The organism is Pseudomonas syringae (assembly GCF_001698815.1).
Taxonomy (GTDB): domain Bacteria; phylum Pseudomonadota; class Gammaproteobacteria; order Pseudomonadales; family Pseudomonadaceae; genus Aquipseudomonas; species Aquipseudomonas syringae_A.
This window is the reverse complement of sequence record NZ_LGSI01000012.1, coordinates 37,441-59,114: the sequence shown is the minus strand read 5'-3', so window position 1 is coordinate 59,114 and position 21,674 is coordinate 37,441. Positions and strand designations below refer to the sequence as shown.

General features: G+C 56.9%; 19 protein-coding genes. 9 read left to right on the top strand and 10 right to left on the bottom strand.

Annotated features, from left to right (window positions below; translation table 11 throughout):
* The first annotated feature begins 261 nt into the window (after positions 1 to 261).
* Positions 262 to 1,611: an MATE family efflux transporter gene (locus AFK24_RS03215; RefSeq protein WP_065831861.1), complete on the top strand. Its 1,350-nt coding sequence runs from the start codon at positions 262 to 264 to the stop codon at positions 1,609 to 1,611.
* Here AFK24_RS03215 and AFK24_RS03210 read toward each other — a convergent pair.
* The 5 genes from AFK24_RS03210 to AFK24_RS03190 form a co-directional block, all read right to left on the bottom strand.
* Positions 1,605 to 3,032 (bottom strand): contractile injection system protein, VgrG/Pvc8 family, encoded by a 1,428-nt coding sequence (locus AFK24_RS03210; protein ID WP_065831860.1) that lies wholly within the window; start codon positions 3,030 to 3,032, stop codon positions 1,605 to 1,607. The two genes, AFK24_RS03215 and AFK24_RS03210, sit on opposite strands and share 7 nt — an antisense overlap.
* Before the next feature lie 251 nt (positions 3,033 to 3,283).
* Entirely contained in the window at positions 3,284 to 5,197 is a 1,914-nt protein-coding gene (speA, locus tag AFK24_RS03205; RefSeq protein WP_065831859.1) for an arginine decarboxylase, read from the bottom strand.
* Between the two features lie 137 nt (positions 5,198 to 5,334).
* The gene (locus AFK24_RS03200) at positions 5,335 to 5,706 is read right to left on the bottom strand and encodes a translation initiation factor Sui1 (RefSeq protein WP_020292717.1); all 372 of its coding nucleotides are present in this window, start codon (positions 5,704 to 5,706) and stop codon (positions 5,335 to 5,337) included.
* A 176-nt stretch (positions 5,707 to 5,882) separates the two neighbouring features.
* Entirely contained in the window at positions 5,883 to 6,428 is a 546-nt protein-coding gene (locus tag AFK24_RS03195; RefSeq protein ID WP_065831858.1) for an NUDIX hydrolase, read from the bottom strand.
* 3 nt (positions 6,429 to 6,431) lie between these two features.
* A complete protein-coding gene (locus AFK24_RS03190) occupies positions 6,432 to 7,511 on the bottom strand; it encodes a DUF2333 family protein (protein WP_065831857.1) in 1,080 nt (359 codons plus the stop codon).
* 506 nt (positions 7,512 to 8,017) lie between these two features.
* Between AFK24_RS03190 and AFK24_RS03185 the strand changes: the two genes are divergently transcribed.
* Positions 8,018 to 8,554: a BRO-N domain-containing protein gene (locus AFK24_RS03185; RefSeq protein WP_065831856.1), complete on the top strand. Its 537-nt coding sequence runs from the start codon at positions 8,018 to 8,020 to the stop codon at positions 8,552 to 8,554.
* A gap of 539 nt (positions 8,555 to 9,093) precedes the next feature.
* On the opposite strand, the gene AFK24_RS03175 is transcribed toward AFK24_RS03185, so the two are convergent.
* The 5 genes from AFK24_RS03175 to AFK24_RS03155 form a co-directional block, all read right to left on the bottom strand.
* Positions 9,094 to 9,420, bottom strand: coding sequence for a hypothetical protein (locus AFK24_RS03175; RefSeq protein ID WP_065831854.1), 327 nt, complete (start codon positions 9,418 to 9,420; stop codon positions 9,094 to 9,096).
* A 98-nt stretch (positions 9,421 to 9,518) separates the two neighbouring features.
* Positions 9,519 to 9,800: a hypothetical protein gene (locus AFK24_RS03170; protein WP_065831853.1), complete on the bottom strand. Its 282-nt coding sequence runs from the start codon at positions 9,798 to 9,800 to the stop codon at positions 9,519 to 9,521.
* Positions 9,801 to 10,033: 233 nt separating this feature from the next.
* Positions 10,034 to 10,393, bottom strand: a complete 360-nt coding sequence (locus AFK24_RS03165) for a hypothetical protein (protein ID WP_065831852.1) — start codon at positions 10,391 to 10,393, stop codon at positions 10,034 to 10,036.
* A gap of 402 nt (positions 10,394 to 10,795) precedes the next feature.
* Positions 10,796 to 12,037: a peptidoglycan recognition protein family protein gene (locus AFK24_RS31455; RefSeq protein WP_240500326.1), complete on the bottom strand. Its 1,242-nt coding sequence runs from the start codon at positions 12,035 to 12,037 to the stop codon at positions 10,796 to 10,798.
* Positions 12,034 to 12,540: an Hcp family type VI secretion system effector gene (locus AFK24_RS03155; protein WP_065831851.1), complete on the bottom strand. Its 507-nt coding sequence runs from the start codon at positions 12,538 to 12,540 to the stop codon at positions 12,034 to 12,036. Before AFK24_RS03155 ends, AFK24_RS31455 begins: the two co-directional genes overlap by 4 nt.
* A 306-nt stretch (positions 12,541 to 12,846) precedes the next feature.
* Between AFK24_RS03155 and AFK24_RS03150 the strand changes: the two genes are divergently transcribed.
* The 7 genes from AFK24_RS03150 (at position 12,847) to AFK24_RS03120 (ending at position 21,377) form a co-directional block, all read left to right on the top strand.
* Positions 12,847 to 14,496 (top strand): response regulator, encoded by a 1,650-nt coding sequence (locus AFK24_RS03150; protein ID WP_065831850.1) that lies wholly within the window; start codon positions 12,847 to 12,849, stop codon positions 14,494 to 14,496.
* A 205-nt stretch (positions 14,497 to 14,701) separates the two neighbouring features.
* Positions 14,702 to 16,486: a protein-disulfide reductase DsbD gene (locus tag AFK24_RS03145; protein WP_276204928.1), complete on the top strand. Its 1,785-nt coding sequence runs from the start codon at positions 14,702 to 14,704 to the stop codon at positions 16,484 to 16,486.
* A 129-nt stretch (positions 16,487 to 16,615) separates the two neighbouring features.
* Complete coding sequence (gene aroQ / locus AFK24_RS03140; RefSeq protein ID WP_065831849.1) at positions 16,616 to 17,068, top strand: type II 3-dehydroquinate dehydratase; 453 nt, start codon at positions 16,616 to 16,618, stop codon at positions 17,066 to 17,068.
* A 90-nt stretch (positions 17,069 to 17,158) separates the two neighbouring features.
* Positions 17,159 to 17,611 (top strand): acetyl-CoA carboxylase biotin carboxyl carrier protein, encoded by a 453-nt coding sequence (gene accB / locus AFK24_RS03135; RefSeq protein ID WP_020292703.1) that lies wholly within the window; start codon positions 17,159 to 17,161, stop codon positions 17,609 to 17,611.
* 17 nt (positions 17,612 to 17,628) lie between these two features.
* The gene (gene accC, locus AFK24_RS03130) at positions 17,629 to 18,972 is read left to right on the top strand and encodes an acetyl-CoA carboxylase biotin carboxylase subunit (RefSeq protein WP_065831848.1); all 1,344 of its coding nucleotides are present in this window, start codon (positions 17,629 to 17,631) and stop codon (positions 18,970 to 18,972) included.
* Between the two features lie 128 nt (positions 18,973 to 19,100).
* Positions 19,101 to 19,979, top strand: a complete 879-nt coding sequence (gene prmA / locus AFK24_RS03125; protein WP_065831847.1) for a 50S ribosomal protein L11 methyltransferase — start codon at positions 19,101 to 19,103, stop codon at positions 19,977 to 19,979.
* 24 nt (positions 19,980 to 20,003) lie between these two features.
* Positions 20,004 to 21,377, top strand: coding sequence for a DUF3426 domain-containing protein (locus AFK24_RS03120; protein WP_065831846.1), 1,374 nt, complete (start codon positions 20,004 to 20,006; stop codon positions 21,375 to 21,377).
* The last annotated feature ends 297 nt before the right edge of the window (positions 21,378 to 21,674 follow it).

The window sequence follows — 21,674 nt, the reverse complement described above, 5'->3', positions numbered from 1 at the left end:
ATCTTGTGGGACCGGATTCATCCGGGAAGGCGTCAAGAAGATCACCTTCAGATTCGCCGACAAACATGGAATCCCCAACAAAATCCGGATCCAACACAGGTCTCGTTGGAGCGAGGCTTGCCCGCGAAGGGGCCTGTACATCCGTTGCAAATCTATGCCCGAAAAGAACGTTCGCAGGCAAGTCGGATCGCAGCCGCTCGCTCCAACGGTATTGCAGAGGTCGGTTGGCCTCTACAATGCCCGCCTTGCCTGGGAGCCTTCATGTCCACTTTGCTCGACGACTGGCGCCACCGCACGACCCATCAACGGGTCTGGGCGCTGGCGGCGCCGATGATTCTTTCCAATATCTCCGTGCCATTGGTGGCGCTGGTAGACAGCGCCGTGATCGGCCATCTGCCCCATGCCCATCAATTGGGTGCCGTGGCCGTGGGCGCGACGCTGTACACCTTTCTAGCCTGGACCATGGGTTTCCTGCGCATGGGCACCACCGGCTTTGCCTCGCAAGCGGCCGGGCGCGGCGACGGCGCGGCGTTGCGGCAGATTCTGGTGCAGGGCCTGTTACTGGCGATGGGACTTGCGGTGTTGCTGGGCGTCATCGGCTTGCCGTTCAGTCATATGGCGCTGACCATGATGCAACCGTCTACCGACCTGCAACAGCTCACCGAAGAGTTCTTTCACACCCGGCTTTTCGGGCTTCCCGCGTCCCTGGCCAGTTACGCGCTGGTCGGCTGGTTCCTCGGCACGCAGAACGCCAAGGCGCCGCTGGCGATCCTGCTGACCACCAATCTGGTCAACATCGCGCTGAATCTCTGGTTCGTCATGGGCCTGGACTGGGGTGTGGTCGGGTCCGCACGCGCGTCTGTAGTGGCGGAATGGACTGGTGCGTTGCTGGGGCTGGCATTGACGCAAAAAACCTTGCGCGACTGGCCGGGACAGGTCGTCTGGAGCGCGCTGAAACTGTGGCAAAACTGGCGGCCGTTGCTGGCCGTCAACCGCGACATCTTCATTCGCAGCCTAGCCCTGCAATCGGTGTTCTTTCTGATAACCGTGCAAGGCGCGCGACTGGGCGATGCCACCGTGGCCGCCAATGTCTTGCTGCTTAATGGCTTGTTGCTCACGGCCCACGCACTGGATGGTCTGGCGCATGCCGTCGAAGCGTTATGCGGCCATGCCATCGGCGCGCACGACCGCCCGGCCCTGCGCCGTTCGCTGACGGTTGCTGGCGGCTGGTCATTGATCGCCAGTGTCGCTTTCGCCCTGCTGTTCTCGGTCGCCGGACATCTGTTCATCCAGATGCAGACCGATATTCCCGAAGTCCGCGAAACCGCTTTCATCTACTTGCCGTATCTGGCCGCGCTGCCATTGCTGGCGGTTTCGAGCTATCTGCTTGATGGCTTGTTCATCGGCGCCACACGCGCTCGCGAAATGCGCAACGCCATGCTGCTGAGCGTGATCATCATTGCTCCCATCGCCTACGCCGCGCAAAGCCTCGGCAACCACGGCCTGTGGCTGACATTGCTGTTGTTCATGCTGATTCGCGGGGCGACTTTAAGCGTCACCGCATGGCGCCTGAGCAAAACGGGCGAATGGTTCAGCGGCCCGGCTCATTGATCCCGAGCATCGACGACCGCACGCGCAGCATCCGAGGAGTCGTCCGGCGACTCGCTCGCCGCCGAAAACAGAATCCGCGGGCTGACCAGCTTCAATCCGTTGGCATCCAGCTTGATACTGCTATCGCCGACGCTGACTGACCAACTGCTGCCGTCTTCATAACTGATGCGCGGCCCGCCATTCAACTGGATGCGCTGCTCGTCACCGATAAACTGCTGCACCGGCAGATTCGCGTCGATGCGCTTGACCTGCGGTGCGCGGGGAACCGCGTTGGTTGGTGTGTCTCCAGACTGGGGAAGTCGTGCCGTTATCAGCGGACACTCAGGGTCTTCATCCACACAGCTCACCATCACCTGCATACCGCCGCGCAATGTCTCCACCAAATGTGGCGCAACCGGTAACCAGCACTCGCCATACAAAGCGCCGTTGCCCTGATCACCCCAATCAAGCCGGGCTTTTACGCGCCCTGCCGAGTCGCGAGCAACAGGCTCGTCCGCCGAGCCAACGATGCATGCCCGCTGGATATCCGGCATTGACGGGCGGGCCACGCGCTCAGGCTTGAACACGATTTCCCAGGGCGTTGCCTGAAAGTGGTTGATGTAGAGCGCCGCGTCGTTGCTGCGCCGCGCGCCCAACTGCCGAGGATCGAAGCCGCGATGCTTCACGGCGGTAACCAGCCACAGATGATTGAATGCATCATCGGGATGCCCCTTGAGCGGCAACAGATGCCCGGCCGCCACAAACGGCAACGTGCTTTCACCCGTCGCCACCTGTTGCGATCGATCAGCGCCCGCGATGCCCACGGAAAAACGGCCGACACCGTCCTGCATGGGCATGCCCGAATAACTAGCCGTCGGAGTCGGCCGAAAGCCACGCAAGCCATCACCGAAAATAAGTTCATGGCCGTGAGGCGAATGTCGGAAATGGTAGTGGATGCCCTCTTCACTGCACAGCCGCTGGACCAACTGCAGATCGGTTTCGCGATATTGCGCGCAGTAGCCTCTGACCGGACATTCAGTCTTGAGATCAAAGCGATAGCTGTCATCGCGAATGCCATGTTCCAGCAATACCCGACTGATGATCTGCGGCGTCGTCATGCCCTGAAAGATTCGCGGGTTATATCGCTGGCCCAGACAGGCAAGGCGCGGCCCGATGCTCAGTCGATAACAGGCGGGGCCGGGCCTGAAGTGGCTGCGTTCGGCGCCGTGGATCTGCCCATGAATTCCTAACGTGCGGCCCATGAAATGCAAAAAAACCGCCCGGTACATCAGGCCGTGCAAATCCAGTTCAGGGTCATCGATCAGCACTTCCAGCTCAAAGGCAAACAGTTGGCTGATTGCTTCTGTCCCGGCGAAAGACAGCACCTGCAAGCCGTCCAGCAGATTGGCGACGTCCAGGCGAAAGTGAGGTTCGTCATGCATTGGTCGGTTTCTCTACGTGCTAGCGGCCGGGAATTCTGGCCGAGAACATGCGCGAGGTAGAGAGCCAAACGCAGATTAGGAAGTTGCCTACAACGGAAAGGGGATGGGGATTACACGGTGGGATAGGGCATCGGGCCGTGGGAACGGATTCATCCGGGAAAGCGGTGGTTCAGCCGACAAATAAGTGTCGTCTGAACCACCGCTTTCGGGAATAAATTCCCTCCTACAGGGAATCGAGCAGGACGCCTACATCAAGACGACAGGTACGAGGACCGCGTCAACCCGAGGCGCAATGCGTCCAGGTACTGAGTACGCTCACGCGGGGTGATCTTGGCGCTGGCGACTTTGTCCCGGTAATGGGTCATCAGTTCTTCCGGCGACAAGTGCACGTAACGCAGCATGTCTTCGATGGTGTCGTGGGTTTCGATGCCTGCGTGGTAAACGCTGCCGTCCGGGTTCTGGTAGATGTTCACCGAGTCGGTATCGCCGAACAGGTTGTGCATGTCACCGAGAATTTCCTGATACGCGCCGACCAGGAAGATGCCCAGCAAGTAATCTTCGCCTTCGTTCAAGGCGTGAACCGGCAGGCTGGTTTCAATGCTTTGCTCATCCACGTACTGCTTGATCTTGCCGTCGGAGTCGCAGGTCAGGTCTTGCAGCACGGCGCGACGCAGCGGCTCTTCGTTCAGGCGGTGCAGTGGCAGAATCGGCAGAACCTGGCCAATAGCCCAGGTGTCCGGCAGGCTCTGGAACACCGAGAAATTGCAGATGTACTTGTCGGCGAGCTTGTCGTTGAGTTCGTCCAGCACCTGGCGATGCGAACGCTGGCGTGCTTTGAGCGAGTTATGCAAACGGCGGCAAACCGCAAAGTAGCACTGCTCGGCCAGGGCTTTCTGGGCCAGACCGATCTTGCCATCGGCGTACTGGGTGGCGATGTCGCTCATGTAGTGCGTCGCGCGCCAGTAGGTTTCGGTGACCATTTCAATGTCGGTCGGACCCAGCAGGTCCACCAACCATTGCACGGTTTCCGGCAGGCTTTCCTTGTCTTCGATCTTCGGCACTTCGTCGTTGTGCTTCTCGACGTCAGTGACCTGCACCACCAGAATCGCGTGGTGAGCGGTCAGCGAGCGGCCGCTTTCAGAGAAGATGTTCGGATGCGGCAGGCCCTGCGCGTCGCAGAACTCCTTGAGCATGCCGACCACGACACCGGCGTAATCGTCCATGTCGTAGTTGATGGAGCTGGCGTTGCGCGAGTGAGTGCCGTCGTAATCCACGCCCAGACCGCCGCCGACGTCGATGTGATCCACCGGCAGGCCGAGGTTGCGCAGCTCGCCGTAGTAGCGAATCGCTTCCTTGAAGCCGTGCTGATAGTCAGCCAGGTTGGCGATCTGCGAACCCATGTGGAAGTGCAGCAGACGAATGCCCTGATCCAGACCGGCCTTGCGGAAACGCTCGACCACCGAAAGCAGTTGCGCGGCCGACAAGCCGAACTTGGATTTTTCGCCGCCGGTATCCGCCCATTTGCTGGACGCCAGGGACGACAGGCGCACACGCAAGCCGACTTGTGGCGCGACCTTGAGCTCGGCGGCTTCTTCTATCACCAGCTCAACTTCGGATTCTTTCTCGATCACGATGAACACATTGTGGCCAAGCTTCTGGCCCATCAGCGCCAGACGAATGAACTCACGGTCCTTGTAACCGTTGCAGACGATGGTCCCGCCTTTCGGCGCCAGCGCCAGCACGGCCATCAGTTCAGGCTTGGAGCCGGCTTCCAGACCGATGGAAACGTTCTGCGTGGCGATGATGTTCTCGACCACGGCCTCCTGCTGGTTGACCTTGATCGGATACAGCGCGGTGTATTTGCTCTGGTATTCCAGACGCGCGATGTTCTCGTCGAACGCTCCGGTCAGCTGACGCACACGGTCTTGCAGAATGTCGGGAAAACGCACCAGCAATGGCAGAGACAGGCCGCTTTTACGCAAATCGTCGACCTGCTCGTACAAATCGATGGGCGAGCTTTTCGGCCCATTAGGGCGAACTTCAACGCGACCGGCTTCGTTGATCGCGAAATAACCGGCCCCCCAATGGCGGATGCCATAAACACTGCGGCTGTCCGCCACGGTCCATTGGCTGCCATCGTCTTTGCGTGTGCGTCGTACGGACATCGAAGTCCCCTATAAAAGTCAGATAGCGCCAGCCGGAAATCGGGCTGGGCGCAGTGTAAAGAGTGGAAATGACGATTTGGCGCCAACTCGCTACCGGCAATAGACCGGCAGCGAAGGTCAGAGTTTAGAAACGTCGGTCAACCGCCGGATTTTTTGGCTTTAAAGCCCTGTTTGACCAGTTCGGCCAACAGCAACTCGACATGATCGCCCTGAATCTCGATCACGCCGTCCTTGAGCGAACCGCCGGTTCCGCAACGCTGCTTGAGCGTCTTGGCCAGATCCTTGAGGGCATCTTCGGCCAAAGGCACGCCGGTGATGGTCGTCACCGTCTTGCCGCCACGGCCTTTGCTTTCGCGGCGCACACGAGCGATCCCGTCACCTTCGGGGATGACAGTCTTTTTGCAGATGCAGGCATCGACGGGCTGACGACAGTCGGGGCAATGCCGTCCTGCGTCGGTGGAAAATACCAGGCCACCCAAGGCGGCGAAGGAAGCGGCTTTTTTTGCCACCACAAATCCTCTTGTTGAGGACTGAAGATCAGTCGACATGAGCATGGCGCAGTGTCGACCGCGAAGCCCCACTCAGGCAGGGGCAGCGCAGCGAGGCCAAACGATCGGCCAAGCTTGAAAAGGTCGCGCAGTGTAACGGCAAAAAGCCCGGTTGCTAAGGGCCAATGTGCGCCAATTTACTCAACATTTGCGACGTTACCCAGATAGCGTTTCAACGCCGCCAGAGAGTCCGGGCAATAGGGCTTTTGCGCGGTTTCGCGCAGCACCTCGGCGACCGGGATAAAGCGCGCCTGGAGCACCTCTTCCGGCTGCAGCGTCAACGGGCCGTCCCAGATCGCGGAAAACACCGCGCACCAGAGTCGATTGCCCGGCTGATCGAAGAAAAACTGCTCATGGGCGCGCAAGGTCACGCCGCTGACGCCCAGCTCCTCGGCCAGCTCACGGGCAGCGGATTCGGCGTAACTTTCGTCGGCCTGCACCATGCCGCCGGCGGCCACGTCCCAATAACCGGGATAAATCGCCTTGCTCAAGGTGCGCTGATGCACGCACAGATCGCCCGCCGAATTAAACACCAATATATAAGTGCCCCGGCCAATCAGGCCGCGCTCGCGAAGCTCGGCCCGCTGGATAGAGCCGAGCAGGTTGTCCCGCTCGTCGACCCAGGCGATCTGCTCGGCATCGGAGGCAGCGCGGTGCGCCGCCTCATGGGATGAAAACGGCATCGATCAGCCTTGCGACAGCAGTTGACGAAGGTCAATCACAGCCGCGTTGGCGCGGGAGATGTAGTTGGCCATGACCAGCGAGTGGTTGGCCAGTACGCCAAACGCGCTGCCGTTGAGCACCATCGGGCTCCACAGCGGTTCTTGCGAGGCTTCCAGTTCACGGATTATCTGGCGTACGCCGACGGTCGCGTTCTTCTTGGCCAGTACATCGGCGAAGTCGACTTCAATGGCACGCAACAGATGCGACAAGGCCCAGGCCTGACCGCGTGCTTCGTAGAACACGTTGTCAATCTGCAACCACGGCGTCTCGACGATCTCTTCATCGACCTGTGGCACTTCGCCCGGCTTCACATCAACCATCGCTTCAGTCTTCAACGTGCTGTTGAGCTTGACGCGACCAACGCTGGCCGACAGACGCTGGGACAACGAACCCAAGCGCGTACCGACGTCGCCCAGCCAGTTATTCAGGTTGTCTGCGCGGGCATAAAACAGCGCATTTTTTTGCGTAGGGTCGGACAGGCGCGCCTGATAGCGATTCAACGCCGCGATGCCATCACGGTATTGCGACTCGCTGGACGGCAGCACCCAGCTGCGGTTATCGAAGTTGAACAGCGGCTCGGCCTTGGCCAGATCGCCATCTTCCGCCGATTGCGACTGGGATCGGGCGAAGTCTTTACGCATGGCGCGGCTCAGGTCACGCACCTGGACCAGCACGCCGTATTCCCAGCTTGGAATGTTGTCCAGCCACAGGCCCGGCGGCAGACGGTCGTTGGACAGATAACCACCGCGCTTATCGAGCAGGGTCTGCGCAACGGATTTCAAGGTTTCGACGGTGGTGTAGCCAATCACCATCTGTTTGCCTTCACGCTGGGCCGCAGCCTGAGCGTTCTGCTGGACCGGGAACAGCGCGGGCTCCTGGCTCCAATACCAGCCGATCAGCGCCGTGGCGATCAGATAAATCGCCACCAGCGCGCCCAGCGCACGGCTATAAAACAGCCCGCCCAGATAGCCACGACGCTTCACTGACGCAGGTTCATCGACGCGTTCACTCGCGCTGCCTGCGCGGTTCTTCCAATCCAGCATGGCCATATCCTTTCAATCACGGAGTTCAGTGCTCTGACCGCAACCTTACAGCATGGTGCCTTTTGCGGGTACGTGAGGTGGGAGGTTTTGTTGTTTCCAGGGGACCGCTGGGGGCGAGCTTGCCCGCGAAGACGTCGGGACATCCAGAAATCGTCTGAGTCAGACACATTGCCTTCGCGGGCAAGCCTCGCTCCTACAGGCCCTTCTTTATTAGTGCGATCACAACAAAACCAGAAAAGCCCTACAGCATTGGGCATTGACCCAAATCCTCGGCTCTTTATCATTAGCGGCCTGAGCCTAAGAACTCAAAACCACCGTACACCCGCCACGACAGCTAGCGGTTTTTTTGCGCCTCGCGAATAAGGCTTCTTATCGCCTGCGCGTTACACTTCTGTTCGTCTGTCATGTCGGGAGTCGGCTAATACAAGACCCTTCGGGGGAATAGGCCGGCACTAGTGGTTAGTGTTCTTAGCTCCCGACACCTTTATGCCAAGAGGACAGCCCGCATGGACGCCATCTACGAACCCCTCGTCTTCACCCGCCACAAACTGCCCCTTCATGCCTTGATCATCGAGCGCCAGGCCTGGTTCAGCGCCAGGGATCTCGGACGTCTGGTGGGTATGTTCTTCGAAAACCGCATCACCCGAAAACTCGACAGCGATCAACGGCGCACCGTGCGCTTGATCTGCTACGGCGAAGTGCAGGAAGTCCAGATGATCAGCGAATCCGCCGTGTACGCCCTGCTCATCTACCACCATCACCCCGCCAACAGCCAACTGCGCCAATGGCTGACCTATGACGTGATGCCTATCCTCAACGAAGCCCCTTCCCTCCACACCCACAACAGCCCGACAACGGCACGCCTGGAATGGCAAGGCGCAGAACTGAGCGTGCTGCACTGGCAGAACGAACCGTGGATTCGGTTGCGGGATATGCCGAGTTTGTTGCCGGGGCGGGCAGAGTTGCAGGTCAAGCCGGGCAGCTGGTGGAAAAAAGCCAGAATGTTATTGGGCATCAACAGTAAGGAGCGAGTGCCTTTCTGATGATCCACGGTTTCATTAGCCACATATACCGCGTCCTGCACACTTCAACTGAGAAGAAAAACAGAAAAACCGACCATAAAATTATTTTTTTCAGCCAAGCAGCTTGTTCTGCGCCTGCACCAATGAACATCAACAATATAATCAAAAGAAACCACCTGAGGGGCAGCTGAAAATAAATAACATATTTAACCATAGGCTTATTGAGAAAGAACAATAGACATGATGCGAGAATGGACACATTGGATAGATAACAGGCCCCGAACCACACTATCAACAACCAGTAAACCGAGCTTGACGGATCAGTAAACCACGACACAATTATTTCAAAGTCACTCCAGTAGGGGATGTGATTCAACATCAGGCTTAAAAACCAGTACCAGACAATACAGAGAAGATCATAAATCCCAAACAACAGAAAGGCGCCTCGCTGACTTAGCCAAAAATGCATGATTCACTCCACGACTATTTTATTCTGAAAATGACAAGGAAAACAGAGCAAGCTAATAGCTTTTTATAATCTAGAACTGAACGCACGAGATTCACATCTTGCGCGCACTACAGGCTTTTAACTCATCGGCATGATCCAGATCGGTGACGATGCCCCAGCGATATTTGCAGTAATGAATCAGCTCTTGTTTTTGCTCTATCGTCAGGGCGTCGTAACTCCACGCCCAATGGCTGTACAAGCTTATAAACTCCATCTGAAAGGTGAAATCCTGCTTTAAGAAATACCTTCGGTCATTTGAATTTTCTTCAGCCTCAACATAATAACCAACATTCAACGCCAGAAGCAGGAAAGCGAACACCGATGGAATAAGATATTTTAAATCCCCCCTTAATGCCTTGAATTCATATTTAGCAGTCATAAAGTATCACCACTCCAAAACGTAACACGCTCTCAAACCCAGAACTTAAAAACCATGAAAATCGCATCAAGACCGTACGCAAATTATCGCAATTTTGTTTAACGCTTCGTGCATTTTTTCACGTCATCAGGATGATCCAGTCGCGTTTCAACCCCCAATCTATATTTGCAGTAGTCAACAACTGATTGTCTATTCTCATCCGTTAGCGCCCAATCCGCCCCCCAATGTTCGGTAGCGATATTGATGAACTTGACTTTAAAAGTAGGCACTTTTTTCCAGAAAAAAACGGTAGTATTCGGCGCATCTTCTTGAGAAACATCATAATACCCAACAGTCAGCACCAAAAACAGACCCACTAAACAAACAGCTATTATTTTCATTTTTTTCAACCCTGGGCCCTATGACTCTCCTGACCTCGACAAAATCCATCAAGGTGAACACTACCTCATTCTGCACAATGCACCACAATAACCACAGCCATACACCACACCACACCACACGAAACAAACCATGCCAAGCCGCCGAAAACCTCGCTCTATAAACATGAACGAATGGCATGCGGACGCAGTTCATAAGCTGCCGGCCACTTGGCAAAACGACGACCGTAAAAGGTTCAAACTTGTGACTTATGAGTTGACATCAGAGAAATCAACCTCATCATCTCAGCCACCACAAAAAACACCATTACTAAAATCAGCACCACCTTACCCGTTATGGTTTTGCTGGCAACCACAGCAGTACCTAGCACTATCATCCCAACCAATCTAAATGGCACCTGCGCAAAAACCAGATACAGAACCCGTCTCGACCCACTCAAAAAAAGAACAAAAGATAAAATGACAGATACGTTAAAAATCCATAAAGCAGTAGCAATAGGAACAGCTAGAAACTGCCAGTCACTTTGTGAATACGGCTGCCCCCAAAACATTTGCAGCAGCTGAAATTCATAAAAATATGGAACATGATCGCTCATCACACTTACCAGACAATAAAAAATAATGAATAGACCATCAAAGACCGCCCACACTAGACAGCATCGCCTAAAACTGCCGCTCAACCACCGAAACAAACCCACTGTAGACCTCCAGAAATTTGACGATTACTAAAGAATTCAAAATCGCCGGATCGATCTAACTTCATATTTATCTCAAGCCGACATTTATAGAAATCGATCATGGTTTGCATATCATGCATTTGCAGACTGTAGGTCTGCCCTCGCGGCACGGTAAAAATATTCGTGAACCGAACCCTGAGCGTAAGAAATATCGTAATAGAAGCACTGTAGCATCAGGATAATTCTCAGGCGCGGCGCTGTAGCAACCTACATTCAGAACAAGAACTAGTGCCAATCATACTATGAGGGCTGTCCTTATCCCTAATCAGGAGCTCGAAGCGCTCTCTCCGTTCTTATTTTTCGCGCCAGCTCTAAACCTCCATTGCCCGGACAAACCTTCCCTTCATCAATTTGCTTTGGAAATTCCCGATGGCCACCTAAAACCTCAATGGTGAAAAATGATTGAATCACATCCAGCAACGCATTAAGCGCTTCCACCTGCCGACTGGGAGCTTCACTCTGGGTTTTATAACCCCATACCGCCATAAAATCTTTCGCTTCATCGACCAGATCACCGACCTCATTGGGAGTGGTTAGATCCTCCAACAAGACGATGCCTATAACTTTTGAGTTATAGTGAAGAACACTGCTTCCTTTCAATCTTAAATCGCGACCTTCAAAAATATGCCCCGTGCAATCTATACCAAAGTGGTAGCCAACCTCTCCAAACTTAACCAAATGGCTACTCAAAATCCGCCCCATTTGTAGAGCCCCGAAATCCCCACAACCAAACGTGCGCCCCGCATGATGAAGGGCTACCATCGAATAGTCCCAATCCATCGCCATCGCCGGGGTATTCTTAAGCGCCCCCCAAGCCGAACGCTCCGTGGATAAAAATTCTGAGCGCTTCAAGGTCCGCAAGATGGCTTCACGCGTCATCGCACGATCATCCACTGGAATTTCAATTGGAGGCAACTTTAGATCTAAATTGCGAGCACCTGCCAAGGTAATTAAGCGTTCCCGCTCTTCTTCGCTCACAAACCTATCGATATTTCCTACGGGAGCCTCATATTCGACACGTATAGAGATTCTTGAGCGCTCAGACAACGCAAACAGATGCACGATCCCATCAAAATCCGACTTACCCTTAACTTCCTCTCCATCAACTACAGCAACATAGGGCCTGAGAGGGAGTGGCATTCTTGTTTCACTGTTTAAAACCCGAAAACTCTGACCATATCTGATTTTCACCGATGCCTGAACTGGCGGCGCCCGCAACAACTCCTGCACACGCTGATCAAACACTCGCTTACGCACGGGCTTATCGAACTGCCCCCAATCGAAGGCATAGGCATTGTCTTTGACCAACAGCCATTCGCCGCTTTCAACACGTTCCAATACTTCGCTGTCGAAGTTGATCAATTCACCACGGCGCAACTGACTCAAGCCTTCGATGCTTTCGCGACGCTCAAAAGCTTGACCCAATAGGCCTGCTGCCTCATCGGGCGGGTAAGCATCGCTGAGTTCTTTCGGTAGCGGATACAGAGCGCTTATCAATTTCAAAGCTGACTGTCTCCGCTCCATTCGTCATAACCTGACGTTCCAGCAATTTCATGCCGCCAAGTGATGGTTTCGTAGGCAAAGTGCACTCGTTCAAGCTGGGTAAAATGAGCAGTGCTGAGATCCTGGCAATGAGGAAGGAGTAGGTCGACGCCGATAATGAGGGCGTTTTTCAGTTCAATTGTGTAGAAAAGCTCCTGCCCTCCGCGGCCCGAGTAACGAAAGAATTCAATACGACAGGTTTTCAGCGGTTCTCCATTACTCAGGGCGGTATTGATAAGAGGAGATGATTTATCGAGGGTTTTGGTGATGATTACCGGTTTGTGCATTCTTTGCCCGGTTTGCACGCCGCCGGGTACAGTGATTGCGTGGCTAATCTGCTGGACCAGAATCTGATCCTCATGGCCCTGCTGCCATGTGTTACCTACCGAAGCTTCGCTCAGCGCTCCTTTGGTTAGAAGACCTTGCTGTGTTCCTTCAATAGTCATATAGGCGGGGGTAGGCATCGCAAACACTCCTTTAAAGTCAGTGCGCACCCTACCAGCCCACTACCCGCCTCAACTCACCCACCCAAAAAATCAGAAATGCCTGACACGCCTGCAGCGTCAATTCCCGCATATGCCTGCATGGATGCCCACACAAATCTACGAAACCTCGGTCGTGGCACGTATCGCGCATATCAGGAGGAGGTGCCGCTGCCCAACCCGCAAATACTTGCCAATTAATTGACTTATGACACGCTTGTGCTGGGCAGAGGTGCTAGCATAGCGCCAGCATTCGTCCTCAGTGAACATTCACTACGTAGTCAGCCCATGACCGAGTTGGAAGATCCAAGCCGAGACCGGCTCAAGCATCACTTCGCTCAACGAGTCATCCATCAGGCGCGCCAGATCCTTGAGGCTTGGCAACGGCTGCAACAAAGTGAATGGTCGACAGATGACCTGGCCGAACTCAAGGTTGCCAACGAGCGGCTGATGCGTTTTGCCGAGCGTTTCGAGCAGGTCGAGCATGTGGAGCTGGCGCGGGCGATCAGTCTGACGCTGGATGGGGTCGAAGCCAATCGGGGTCGGCTGAGCAGCGATCTGATTACTGACCTCAATCGTGTCATGCAGCGCTTGTCGCGCACCGGGCTGCGGCATGGCGATCGTTTCGAGCAAACCTCGCTGCCGCCATTGCGCAAGCCGATCTACATTGCATTGCAGGATTTCGAGCGGGCCGAGCGGTTGGCCAAGCAGCTGGAGTTTTTCGGGCTGTTTGCGCAGCCGCTGGGTGACTTGAGCACTTTTCATGAAGCCATGGCTGAGCGCCATCCGGCGGCGATCGTCATTGATGTGGATTTCGGTGGCCCCGGCGATGGCTTGAAGCTGGCTGCGCAGGTTCAGGAAGGGCTTGAGCAAAAGCTGCCTCTGCTGTTCTTCAGCCATCAGGAAACCGATACGCCGACGCGCCTTGCTGCCGTGCGCGCCGGGGGCGAGGAGTTTCTCACCGGTACGCTGGAAGCCTCCAGCCTGCTGGAGAAAATCGAGATCCTGACCTGCGTCGCGCAGTACGAACCTTATAAAGTGCTGATCATCGACGATTCCCGCGCCCAGGCCACGCACACCGAACGCTTGCTCAACAGTGCCGGGATCGTGACTCGTACGCTGCTGGACCCGATCCAGGCGATGGCGGAACTGGCGGATTTCCAGCCTGACCTGATCATTCTCGACATGTACATGCCCGGTTGTACCGGGGTGGAGTTGGCCAAGGTCATTCGGCACAACGACCGCTATGTCAGCGTGCCGATCATTTATCTCTCGGCCGAGGATGATCTGGACAAGCAGCTCGACGCCATGAGCGAAGGCGGCGATGATTTTTTGACCAAGCCGATCAAGCCGCGCCACCTGATCACCACGGTGCGCAATCGTGCGGCCAGGGCGCGCAATCTCAAGGCGCGCATGGTTCGCGACAGTTTGACCGGGCTGTATAACCACACGCATATCCTGCAATTGCTTGAAGACTGCAGCTTCCGCGCTCGACGGGAAAACCAGCAGTTGTGCTTCGCCATGCTCGATATCGATCACTTCAAGAAGGTCAACGACAGCCACGGCCATCCCATGGGCGATCGGGTTATCAAAAGTCTGGCGCTGTTTCTCAAGCAACGGCTGCGCAAGACCGACTATATCGGTCGTTATGGCGGCGAAGAATTCGCCATTGTGATGCCCGACACCAGCATCCAGAACGCCCACAAAGTGCTCGACGAAATCCGCCGCCGCTTTGCGGAGATACATTACCCGGCGCAACCGGTGGATCTGTTTTGCACCTTCAGCGCGGGTGTCGTGGCATTGCGCGATACCGACGACAGCCTGATGCTCGCCTCCCGAGCCGACGAAGCGCTGTACCGCGCCAAGGATGCCGGACGCAATCATGTCAATTCCGAGCATGACGAGCCGTTTCTGGTGAGTTCCACCGAGCAGGCTTGATCCCTGGAATGAAAAAAAGCTTGTTGGAGCGAGCGGGCGGCGTTCCGACTTGCCCGCGAAGAACGATAACGCGGCGATTCTGGCCCAACGAGGTGACTTGATTCGCGGGCAAGCCTCGCTCCAACGGATCAGCCAACGGGTTGGCGCCTACAGTTCACTGTCCTACTCCGCTATCATGCGCGGACTTTTGCGACCCGAGACCGCCATGCGCCGCCTGTTATGCCTGCTGTTGTTGATCCTCGCCCTGCCCGCCTTCGGCGCCGGGTTGCTCGACAGTCGCCCGAACTCGGTTCTGGGTGGTACGACGCTGGATAACAGCAAGGATTTCCTGCCGGTCCGTCAGGCGTTTCAGCTGAACCTGATTGAAACCACGCCCGAGTCGATCAAGCTGCGGTTTGTCGCCACCGAAGGCTATTACCTGTATCGCCACCGTTTCCAGTTCCGCACCGAGCCCGCCGATATTGGCCTGGGCGCTGCGCAACTACCGGCTGGCGAGCAGAAACATGACGAGTATTTCGGCGACGTCGAGGTCTATCACGGCATTCTCGATGTCGACCTGCCGCGCAAACCCGGCGACAACCGCCCGTTCACCCTGCTGGTGACCTATCAAGGCTGCGCCGACAAGGGTCTGTGTTATCCCCCGGAAACCGAGCGGCTGAGCATTGGCGATGTTGCCGCCAGTCCCGCTGACGTTACCCCCGCAAACCCGATCAAAGCCGCGTGGAGCTGGAAAGAGCTGGCGCTGTTTTTCCTCGCTGGCATTGGCCTGACGTTTACGCCGTGCGTGCTGCCGATGTTGCCGATTCTGTCCGGCGTGGTGTTGCGTGGACAGGTCGGCGGGTTGCGCAGCTTCAGTCTGTCGCTGGCTTACGTGCTGCCGATGGCGCTCTGTTTTGCCGCGCTCGGCGCGTTGATGGGCGTGTTTGGCGCCGGACTCAATCTTCAGGCGCGACTGCAATCGGCGTGGGTACTGGTGCCGTTTGCGCTGTTCTTCGTGGTCTTCGCCATTGCCATGTTCGGCTTCTTCGAGTTGCGCTTGCCTCAGGCGATCAGCACTCGTCTGGATCGCATCGCGGGCCGCACCGAAGGCGGTTCGTTGTGGGGCGCGGCGGTGTTGGGCGTGGTTTCCAGTTTACTGGTCTCGCCTTGCGTGTCGGCCCCGCTGGCCGGGGCGCTGCTGTATATCAGTGCCAGCGGCGATGCGCTCGGCGGTGCCATGAAGTTGTTTGCCCTGGGCCTGGGCATGGGCGCCCCGCTGCTGCTGATCGCCACCGGCGGCGCGACCTGGCTGCCGAAAAGCGGGCCGTGGCTGGTGTTGGTCAAAAATGCCATTGGTGTCTTGCTGCTGGCATTGGCAATTGCCTTGCTCAGCCGCGTCCTGCCCGGCGAAATCACCTTGATGCTCACCGGCCTGCTCGCCGCCGGAGTCGCACTGTTTCTGGGTGCGCTGCAATTCACCGAGAAATCCACCCGGCAGCGCCTGGGCCAACTGCTCGGCCTGTTTTTGCTGGTCTATGCTCTGGCCTGCTGGTTCGGCGCGTGGAGTGGGCAAACCGATCCGACCCGTCCGCTGGGCCGCACGTCAGCCACGCTGATCGACGCCAGCGGTGTCACGACTGGCGCCGAATGGCAGACGATCACTACGTCAGCCGAACTGGATCGCGCCTTGAGCGCAGCGAAAAACGCAGGTCAGCCGTTGCTGCTCGACTGGTACGCTGACTGGTGCATCAGCTGCAAGGTGATCGAGCACGAAGTCCTGCCAGATCCGAACGTCGTCAGCCAGCTCAAGGGTTATCGGCTGATTCGTTTCGACATGACCGACAGCAATGCCGAACAACGCGCGCTGCTTGATCGCTACAAGCTGTTCGGCCCTCCCGCGTTGTTGATCTTCGGCAAAAATGGCGAAGAACGCTCCGATGTGCGGGTCGTCGGCGAAATCGATGCAAACGGCCTCGCAGAGCGGCTGATTAGAGCAAATGACCAAATTTAGCGAATGAGTCACAAACTTTTCGCGAATGTCGGTCATCGTGCTGGCTATTGCAGTTAACTGGACAGTCCAATGCGCTTTCCGGCATAGTCGCCGGGCATTAGCGCTCGCAACCATAACAAGGAACACAAGATGGCAACTTTCCTGGTCCTGCATGGCCCCAACCTGAACCTGCTTGGCACCCGTGAACCCGGGATCTACGGCGCGATTACGTTGGCCCAGATCAATCAGAACCTGGAACAGCAGGCCCGTGACGCCGGCCACCACCTGATGTACCTGCAAAGCAATGCCGAGTACGAATTGATCGATCGCATTCACGCTGCGCGCGATGAAGGCGTGGATTTCATTTTGATCAATCCGGCGGCTTTTACCCACACCAGCGTGGCAATACGTGACGCGCTGCTGGGAGTGAGCATCCCATTCATCGAAGTGCATCTGTCAAACGTGCACAAGCGCGAACCTTTCCGCCATCACTCCTATTTTTCAGATGTTGCTGTAGGCGTGATCTGCGGCCTTGGCGCCAGCGGTTACCGACTGGCCCTGGAGGCCGCCCTGGAACAACTGGCCGTGAGTTCCAGGCCTTGATCGGCGAAGCCTGAGGCTGCGTCGAACCATTGCCTGAACCGGCTACTGACTAAGACTTACCCCTGACCGACCCTTGGGAGTTGAAGATTAATGGATATCCGTAAAGTCAAGAAACTGATCGAACTGCTGGAAGAGTCTGGCATCGACGAACTGGAAATCCGTGAAGGCGAAGAATCCGTACGGATCAGCCGTCACAGCAAGACTCCGGCACAGCAGTATTACGCTCCTGCTCCGATGCCTGCTCCAGCCGCAGCGCCTGTTGCTGCTCCGGTTGCAGCCGCAGAAGCGCCTTCAGCGCCTAAGCTCAACGGTACCGTGGTCAAGTCGCCAATGGTCGGTACGTTCTACCGCACCCCTGCGCCGACTTCGCCAGCATTCGTGGAAGTGGGTCAGACGGTCAAGAAAGGCGACACCATCTGCATCGTCGAAGCAATGAAAATGATGAACCACATCGAAGCTGAAGTCAGCGGTGTGATCGAATCCATCCTGGTAGAAAACGGTCAGCCGGTTGAGTACGACCAGCCGCTGTTCACCATCGTTTGAACCGGGGAGAGCCTGCGATGTTGGAAAAAGTTCTGATCGCCAACCGCGGCGAAATTGCCTTGCGCATTCTGCGTGCCTGTAAAGAACTGGGCATCAAGACTGTCGCTGTTCACTCCACGGCAGACCGCGAGTTAATGCACCTGGGCCTGGCGGACGAAACTGTCTGCATCGGTCCGGCGCCCGCCAATCTTTCTTATCTGAATATCCCGGCCATCATTTCGGCTGCCGAACTCACCGGCGCCACGGCGATTCACCCGGGCTACGGCTTCCTTGCGGAAAACGCCGACTTTGCCGAACAGGTAGAGAAATCAGGTTTCGCCTTCATCGGCCCGAAAGCCGAAACCATTCGCCTGATGGGCGACAAGGTTTCGGCCAAGGACGCCATGAAGCGCGCCAATGTGCCAACGGTTCCCGGTTCCGACGGCCCGCTGCCGGAAGACGAAGAAATCGCCCTGCGCATCGGCCGTGAAGTCGGCTACCCGGTGATCATCAAGGCCGCTGGCGGCGGCGGTGGTCGCGGCATGCGCGTGGTGCACAAGGAAGAAGACCTGATCGAAGCGGCCAAGCAGACCCGCGCTGAAGCGGCTGCCTGGTTCAGCAACCCGATGGTCTACCTGGAAAAATACCTGACCAACCCACGTCACGTGGAAGTCCAGGTGATTTCCGACGGTCAGGGCCAGGCGATTCACCTGGGCGACCGTGACTGCTCGCTGCAGCGTCGTCACCAGAAGGTTCTGGAAGAAGCGCCGGCACCATTCATTGATGAAGAAGCCCGTAAAGCGGTGTTCGCAAGCTGCGTCAAGGCCTGCATAGACATCGGTTACCGTGGCGCCGGCACCTTCGAGTTCCTTTACGAGAACGGCAACTTCTACTTCATCGAGATGAACACTCGCGTGCAGGTAGAGCACCCGGTTTCGGAAATGGTCACCGGTATCGACATCGTCAAGGAGATGCTCAGCATCGCCGCCGGCAACAAACTGTCGTTCACCCAGGATGACGTCGTCATCCACGGGCACGCGCTGGAATGCCGGATCAACGCTGAAGATCCGAAAACCTTCATTCCGAGCCCAGGTCTGGTCAAGCATTTCCACGCGCCGGGCGGTAATGGCGTGCGGGTCGACTCGCACCTGTACAGTGGCTACAAGGTCCCTTCCAACTACGACTCGCTGATCGGCAAGCTGATCACCTGGGGCGCGACGCGCGACGAAGCCATGGCTCGCATGCGCAACGCCCTGGACGAAATCGTGGTCGACGGAATCAAGACCAACATCCCGCTGCACCGTGACCTGACCCGTGATGAAGGCTTCTGCGAAGGCGGCGTCAACATTCACTACCTGGAACACAAGCTGGCCAATCAATAAGTCAGTTTGCTCCGGATCAACAAAGCCGCTTTCACAGCGGCTTTGTTGTTTGTGACGCATCACAGTAAACTTGCGCGTTTCCTGCTGCACTGAACCGCAGATCATTTTTCATTCGAAGGTAACCCGCCATGCCTTGGCTGCAAGTCCGTCTCGCCATCAGCCCAGAACAAGCCGAAACCTACGAAGACGCCCTTCTTGAAGTCGGCGCCGTGTCCGTGACGTTCATGGACGCCGAAGATCAGCCGATCTTCGAGCCGGAACTCAACACCACACCGTTGTGGTCGCATACGCACCTGCTCGCCCTGTTCGAAGCCGACACCGATGCCAACCATGTTCTGGCGCATCTGAAGTTGCTCACTGGTGCAGAGCTGCCGGAACACATGAGCGAAGTCATTGAAGACCAGGACTGGGAACGCAGCTGGATGGACAACTTCCAGCCAATGCGTTTCGGTCAGCGCCTGTGGATCGTGCCGAGCTGGCATGCCGCTCCGGAGCCCGATGCAGTCAATCTGCTGCTCGATCCGGGCCTGGCATTCGGCACTGGCACTCACCCGACCACCGCTCTCTGCCTGGAATGGCTGGACGGTCAGGACCTGAAAGACTGCAACCTGCTGGACTTCGGTTGCGGCTCGGGCATCCTGGCCATTGCTGCGTTGCTGTTGGGCGCCAAACAGGCGGTCGGTACTGACATCGACGTTCAGGCGCTGGAAGCTTCGCGGGACAACGCTGGCCGCAACCACATCGAGGCCGAGCGTTTCCCGTTGTACCTGCCGGAAGACTTGCCGCAGGTGCCGGCCGATGTGCTGGTCGCCAATATTCTCGCCGGGCCGCTGGTCGCCTTGGCATCTCAGCTGGCAACCCTGGTCAAACCGGGTGGACGTCTGGCGCTGTCCGGCATTCTGGCCGAGCAAGGCGAAGAAGTTGCCGCCGCTTACACCTCGACCTTTGATCTCGATCCGATTGCCAACCGTGATGGCTGGGTACGCATCACTGGCCGTCGCCGTTAACCGCCGCTTGAACCGGACAGTCGCATGACCGACAGCTTCGTCACCCAGTGCCCGCACTGCCAGACCAGTTTCCGAGTGAGCCACGCCCAACTGAGCGTGGCGCGCGGCGTGGTTCGTTGCGGTGCCTGCCTGCAGGTTTTCAATGCCGCCAAGCAGCTGCTGGAGCAGCGCGGCGATGACTCAGTTGGCGAGGCTGCCAAACCGCCTGCGCCGACGTTTGAGCCTGCGCCAGCGATTGTTGCGCCGCCAGCGGTGCAAGCCCCGCCGGCGCTCGTGGCCGTTGAACCTTCGCCTGAAGCTGAACCTGAAGCGATAGAAATCGTCCCGGCGCCCCGAGACTGGAAAGCCAACGCCCTCGACCTGGACGACATGGACCTGGACGAAGAACTGGCGCGTCTTGAGCAACGGGAAATCCAGCTGCCGGAAACCTTTGGTCGTGAAAGAAGCCGCGCTGATGGCGATGCCAACCTGTCCGCCCATCGCGACAAGGCCCATAGCGAAGAAGACGAGTGGGTCACCAGTCTGCGCAATGACGACGTCAGTCAGCTACCGGAATTGCAGGCCGAAGTCATCCCCGAGCCTCAGCAATCACTGGAGCTCGAACCTGAGCCCGAGCAAGAGCAGACTTCCGGCAACGGCCGAACCGAACCTTCGCTGTCCCTGAATCCCGTCGGACTCGGCGACGAGGAGCCCATGGCGCCTCAGCAGAGCCAGCGCAAGGCGCCGGGCAGCGAGAAGAAGGAACGCTGGTCGGCGCTTGACGATGATGACCACGACCATGAGCAAGACCACGAGCCGCAACCAGAACCCCAAGTTCGCGGCCGACGTAATCGCAGCGAGCCTGCGGTGCGCGACAAGACGCTGGTCGACCTGACCGACGAACCCTTGCAACTGGAATGGCAACGGCCCAAGTCTCACTGGGGGCGACGCCTGATCTGGACGCTGCTGGCGATATTGGCCCTGGCCGGACTGGCAGGCCAATACATCTGGTATCACTTTGACGAACTGGCCCGCCAGGATCAGTACCGCCCGTGGTTTCAGCTGATCTGCCCGCAAATCGACTGCAAGGTTCCGTCCAAGGTCGATATCAAGCTGCTCAAGAGCAGCAATCTGGTGGTGCGCAGCCATCCGGAATTCAAAGGTGCGTTGGTGGTCGACGCGATCATCTATAACCGCGCGTCGTTTTCCCAACCTTTCCCCCTGCTGGAACTGCGTTTTGCCGATACCAGTGGTCAGCTGATTGCCAGTCGTCGCTTCAAACCGGCGGAATACCTGAGCGGCGAGATGGCCGGCAAGGAAGAAATGCCACCGCAGACGCCGATTCACATCGCGCTGGACATTCTCGATCCCGGCGCCAAAGCCGTGAATTACAGCCTGAGTTTCCGCTCTCCAGAATGAAAGCCGCGCGCCGTCTGGCTCGCCGACCTTTATAGACCTGGCGTATCGATTCCGATGCACTCATCGGCAGCAGCCGATGAGGTATTTCAGAACCAGGAAAAGAAGCACGAACGTTTCGCGATAAAAAATAACTGTTCAGATTTTATCCAATTCAGCCTTTATCCAGTCATCGAGAGCGGGTATCATGCCAACCCTTTTTCTTACTCTGGATTCGGTCTGAAAAGCGCTTGAGCACTTGGAAGACCGGACCGGGCAGACCGTGAACATCGAGCAGTCATCACGGCCTGCGATGATTCG

Bases quoted from the DNA above. Each gene is read 5' to 3' on its own strand.
- AFK24_RS03215 (WP_065831861.1), top strand. From the start codon at position 262: ATGTCCACTTTGCTCGACGACTGGCGCCACCGCACGACCCATCAACGG.
- AFK24_RS03210 (WP_065831860.1), bottom strand. From the start codon at position 3,032: ATGCATGACGAACCTCACTTTCGCCTGGACGTCGCCAATCTGCTGGAC.
- speA (WP_065831859.1), bottom strand. From the start codon at position 5,197: ATGTCCGTACGACGCACACGCAAAGACGATGGCAGCCAATGGACCGTG.
- AFK24_RS03195 (WP_065831858.1), bottom strand. From the start codon at position 6,428: ATGCCGTTTTCATCCCATGAGGCGGCGCACCGCGCTGCCTCCGATGCC.
- AFK24_RS03190 (WP_065831857.1), bottom strand. From the start codon at position 7,511: ATGCTGGATTGGAAGAACCGCGCAGGCAGCGCGAGTGAACGCGTCGAT.
- AFK24_RS03185 (WP_065831856.1), top strand. From the start codon at position 8,018: ATGGACGCCATCTACGAACCCCTCGTCTTCACCCGCCACAAACTGCCC.
- AFK24_RS03175 (WP_065831854.1), bottom strand. From the start codon at position 9,420: ATGACTGCTAAATATGAATTCAAGGCATTAAGGGGGGATTTAAAATAT.
- AFK24_RS03170 (WP_065831853.1), bottom strand. From the start codon at position 9,800: ATGAAAATAATAGCTGTTTGTTTAGTGGGTCTGTTTTTGGTGCTGACT.
- AFK24_RS03165 (WP_065831852.1), bottom strand. From the start codon at position 10,393: ATGAGCGATCATGTTCCATATTTTTATGAATTTCAGCTGCTGCAAATG.
- AFK24_RS03155 (WP_065831851.1), bottom strand. From the start codon at position 12,540: ATGCCTACCCCCGCCTATATGACTATTGAAGGAACACAGCAAGGTCTT.
- AFK24_RS03150 (WP_065831850.1), top strand. From the start codon at position 12,847: ATGACCGAGTTGGAAGATCCAAGCCGAGACCGGCTCAAGCATCACTTC.
- AFK24_RS03145 (WP_276204928.1), top strand. From the start codon at position 14,702: ATGCGCCGCCTGTTATGCCTGCTGTTGTTGATCCTCGCCCTGCCCGCC.
- aroQ (WP_065831849.1), top strand. From the start codon at position 16,616: ATGGCAACTTTCCTGGTCCTGCATGGCCCCAACCTGAACCTGCTTGGC.
- accB (WP_020292703.1), top strand. From the start codon at position 17,159: ATGGATATCCGTAAAGTCAAGAAACTGATCGAACTGCTGGAAGAGTCT.
- accC (WP_065831848.1), top strand. From the start codon at position 17,629: ATGTTGGAAAAAGTTCTGATCGCCAACCGCGGCGAAATTGCCTTGCGC.
- prmA (WP_065831847.1), top strand. From the start codon at position 19,101: ATGCCTTGGCTGCAAGTCCGTCTCGCCATCAGCCCAGAACAAGCCGAA.
- AFK24_RS03120 (WP_065831846.1), top strand. From the start codon at position 20,004: ATGACCGACAGCTTCGTCACCCAGTGCCCGCACTGCCAGACCAGTTTC.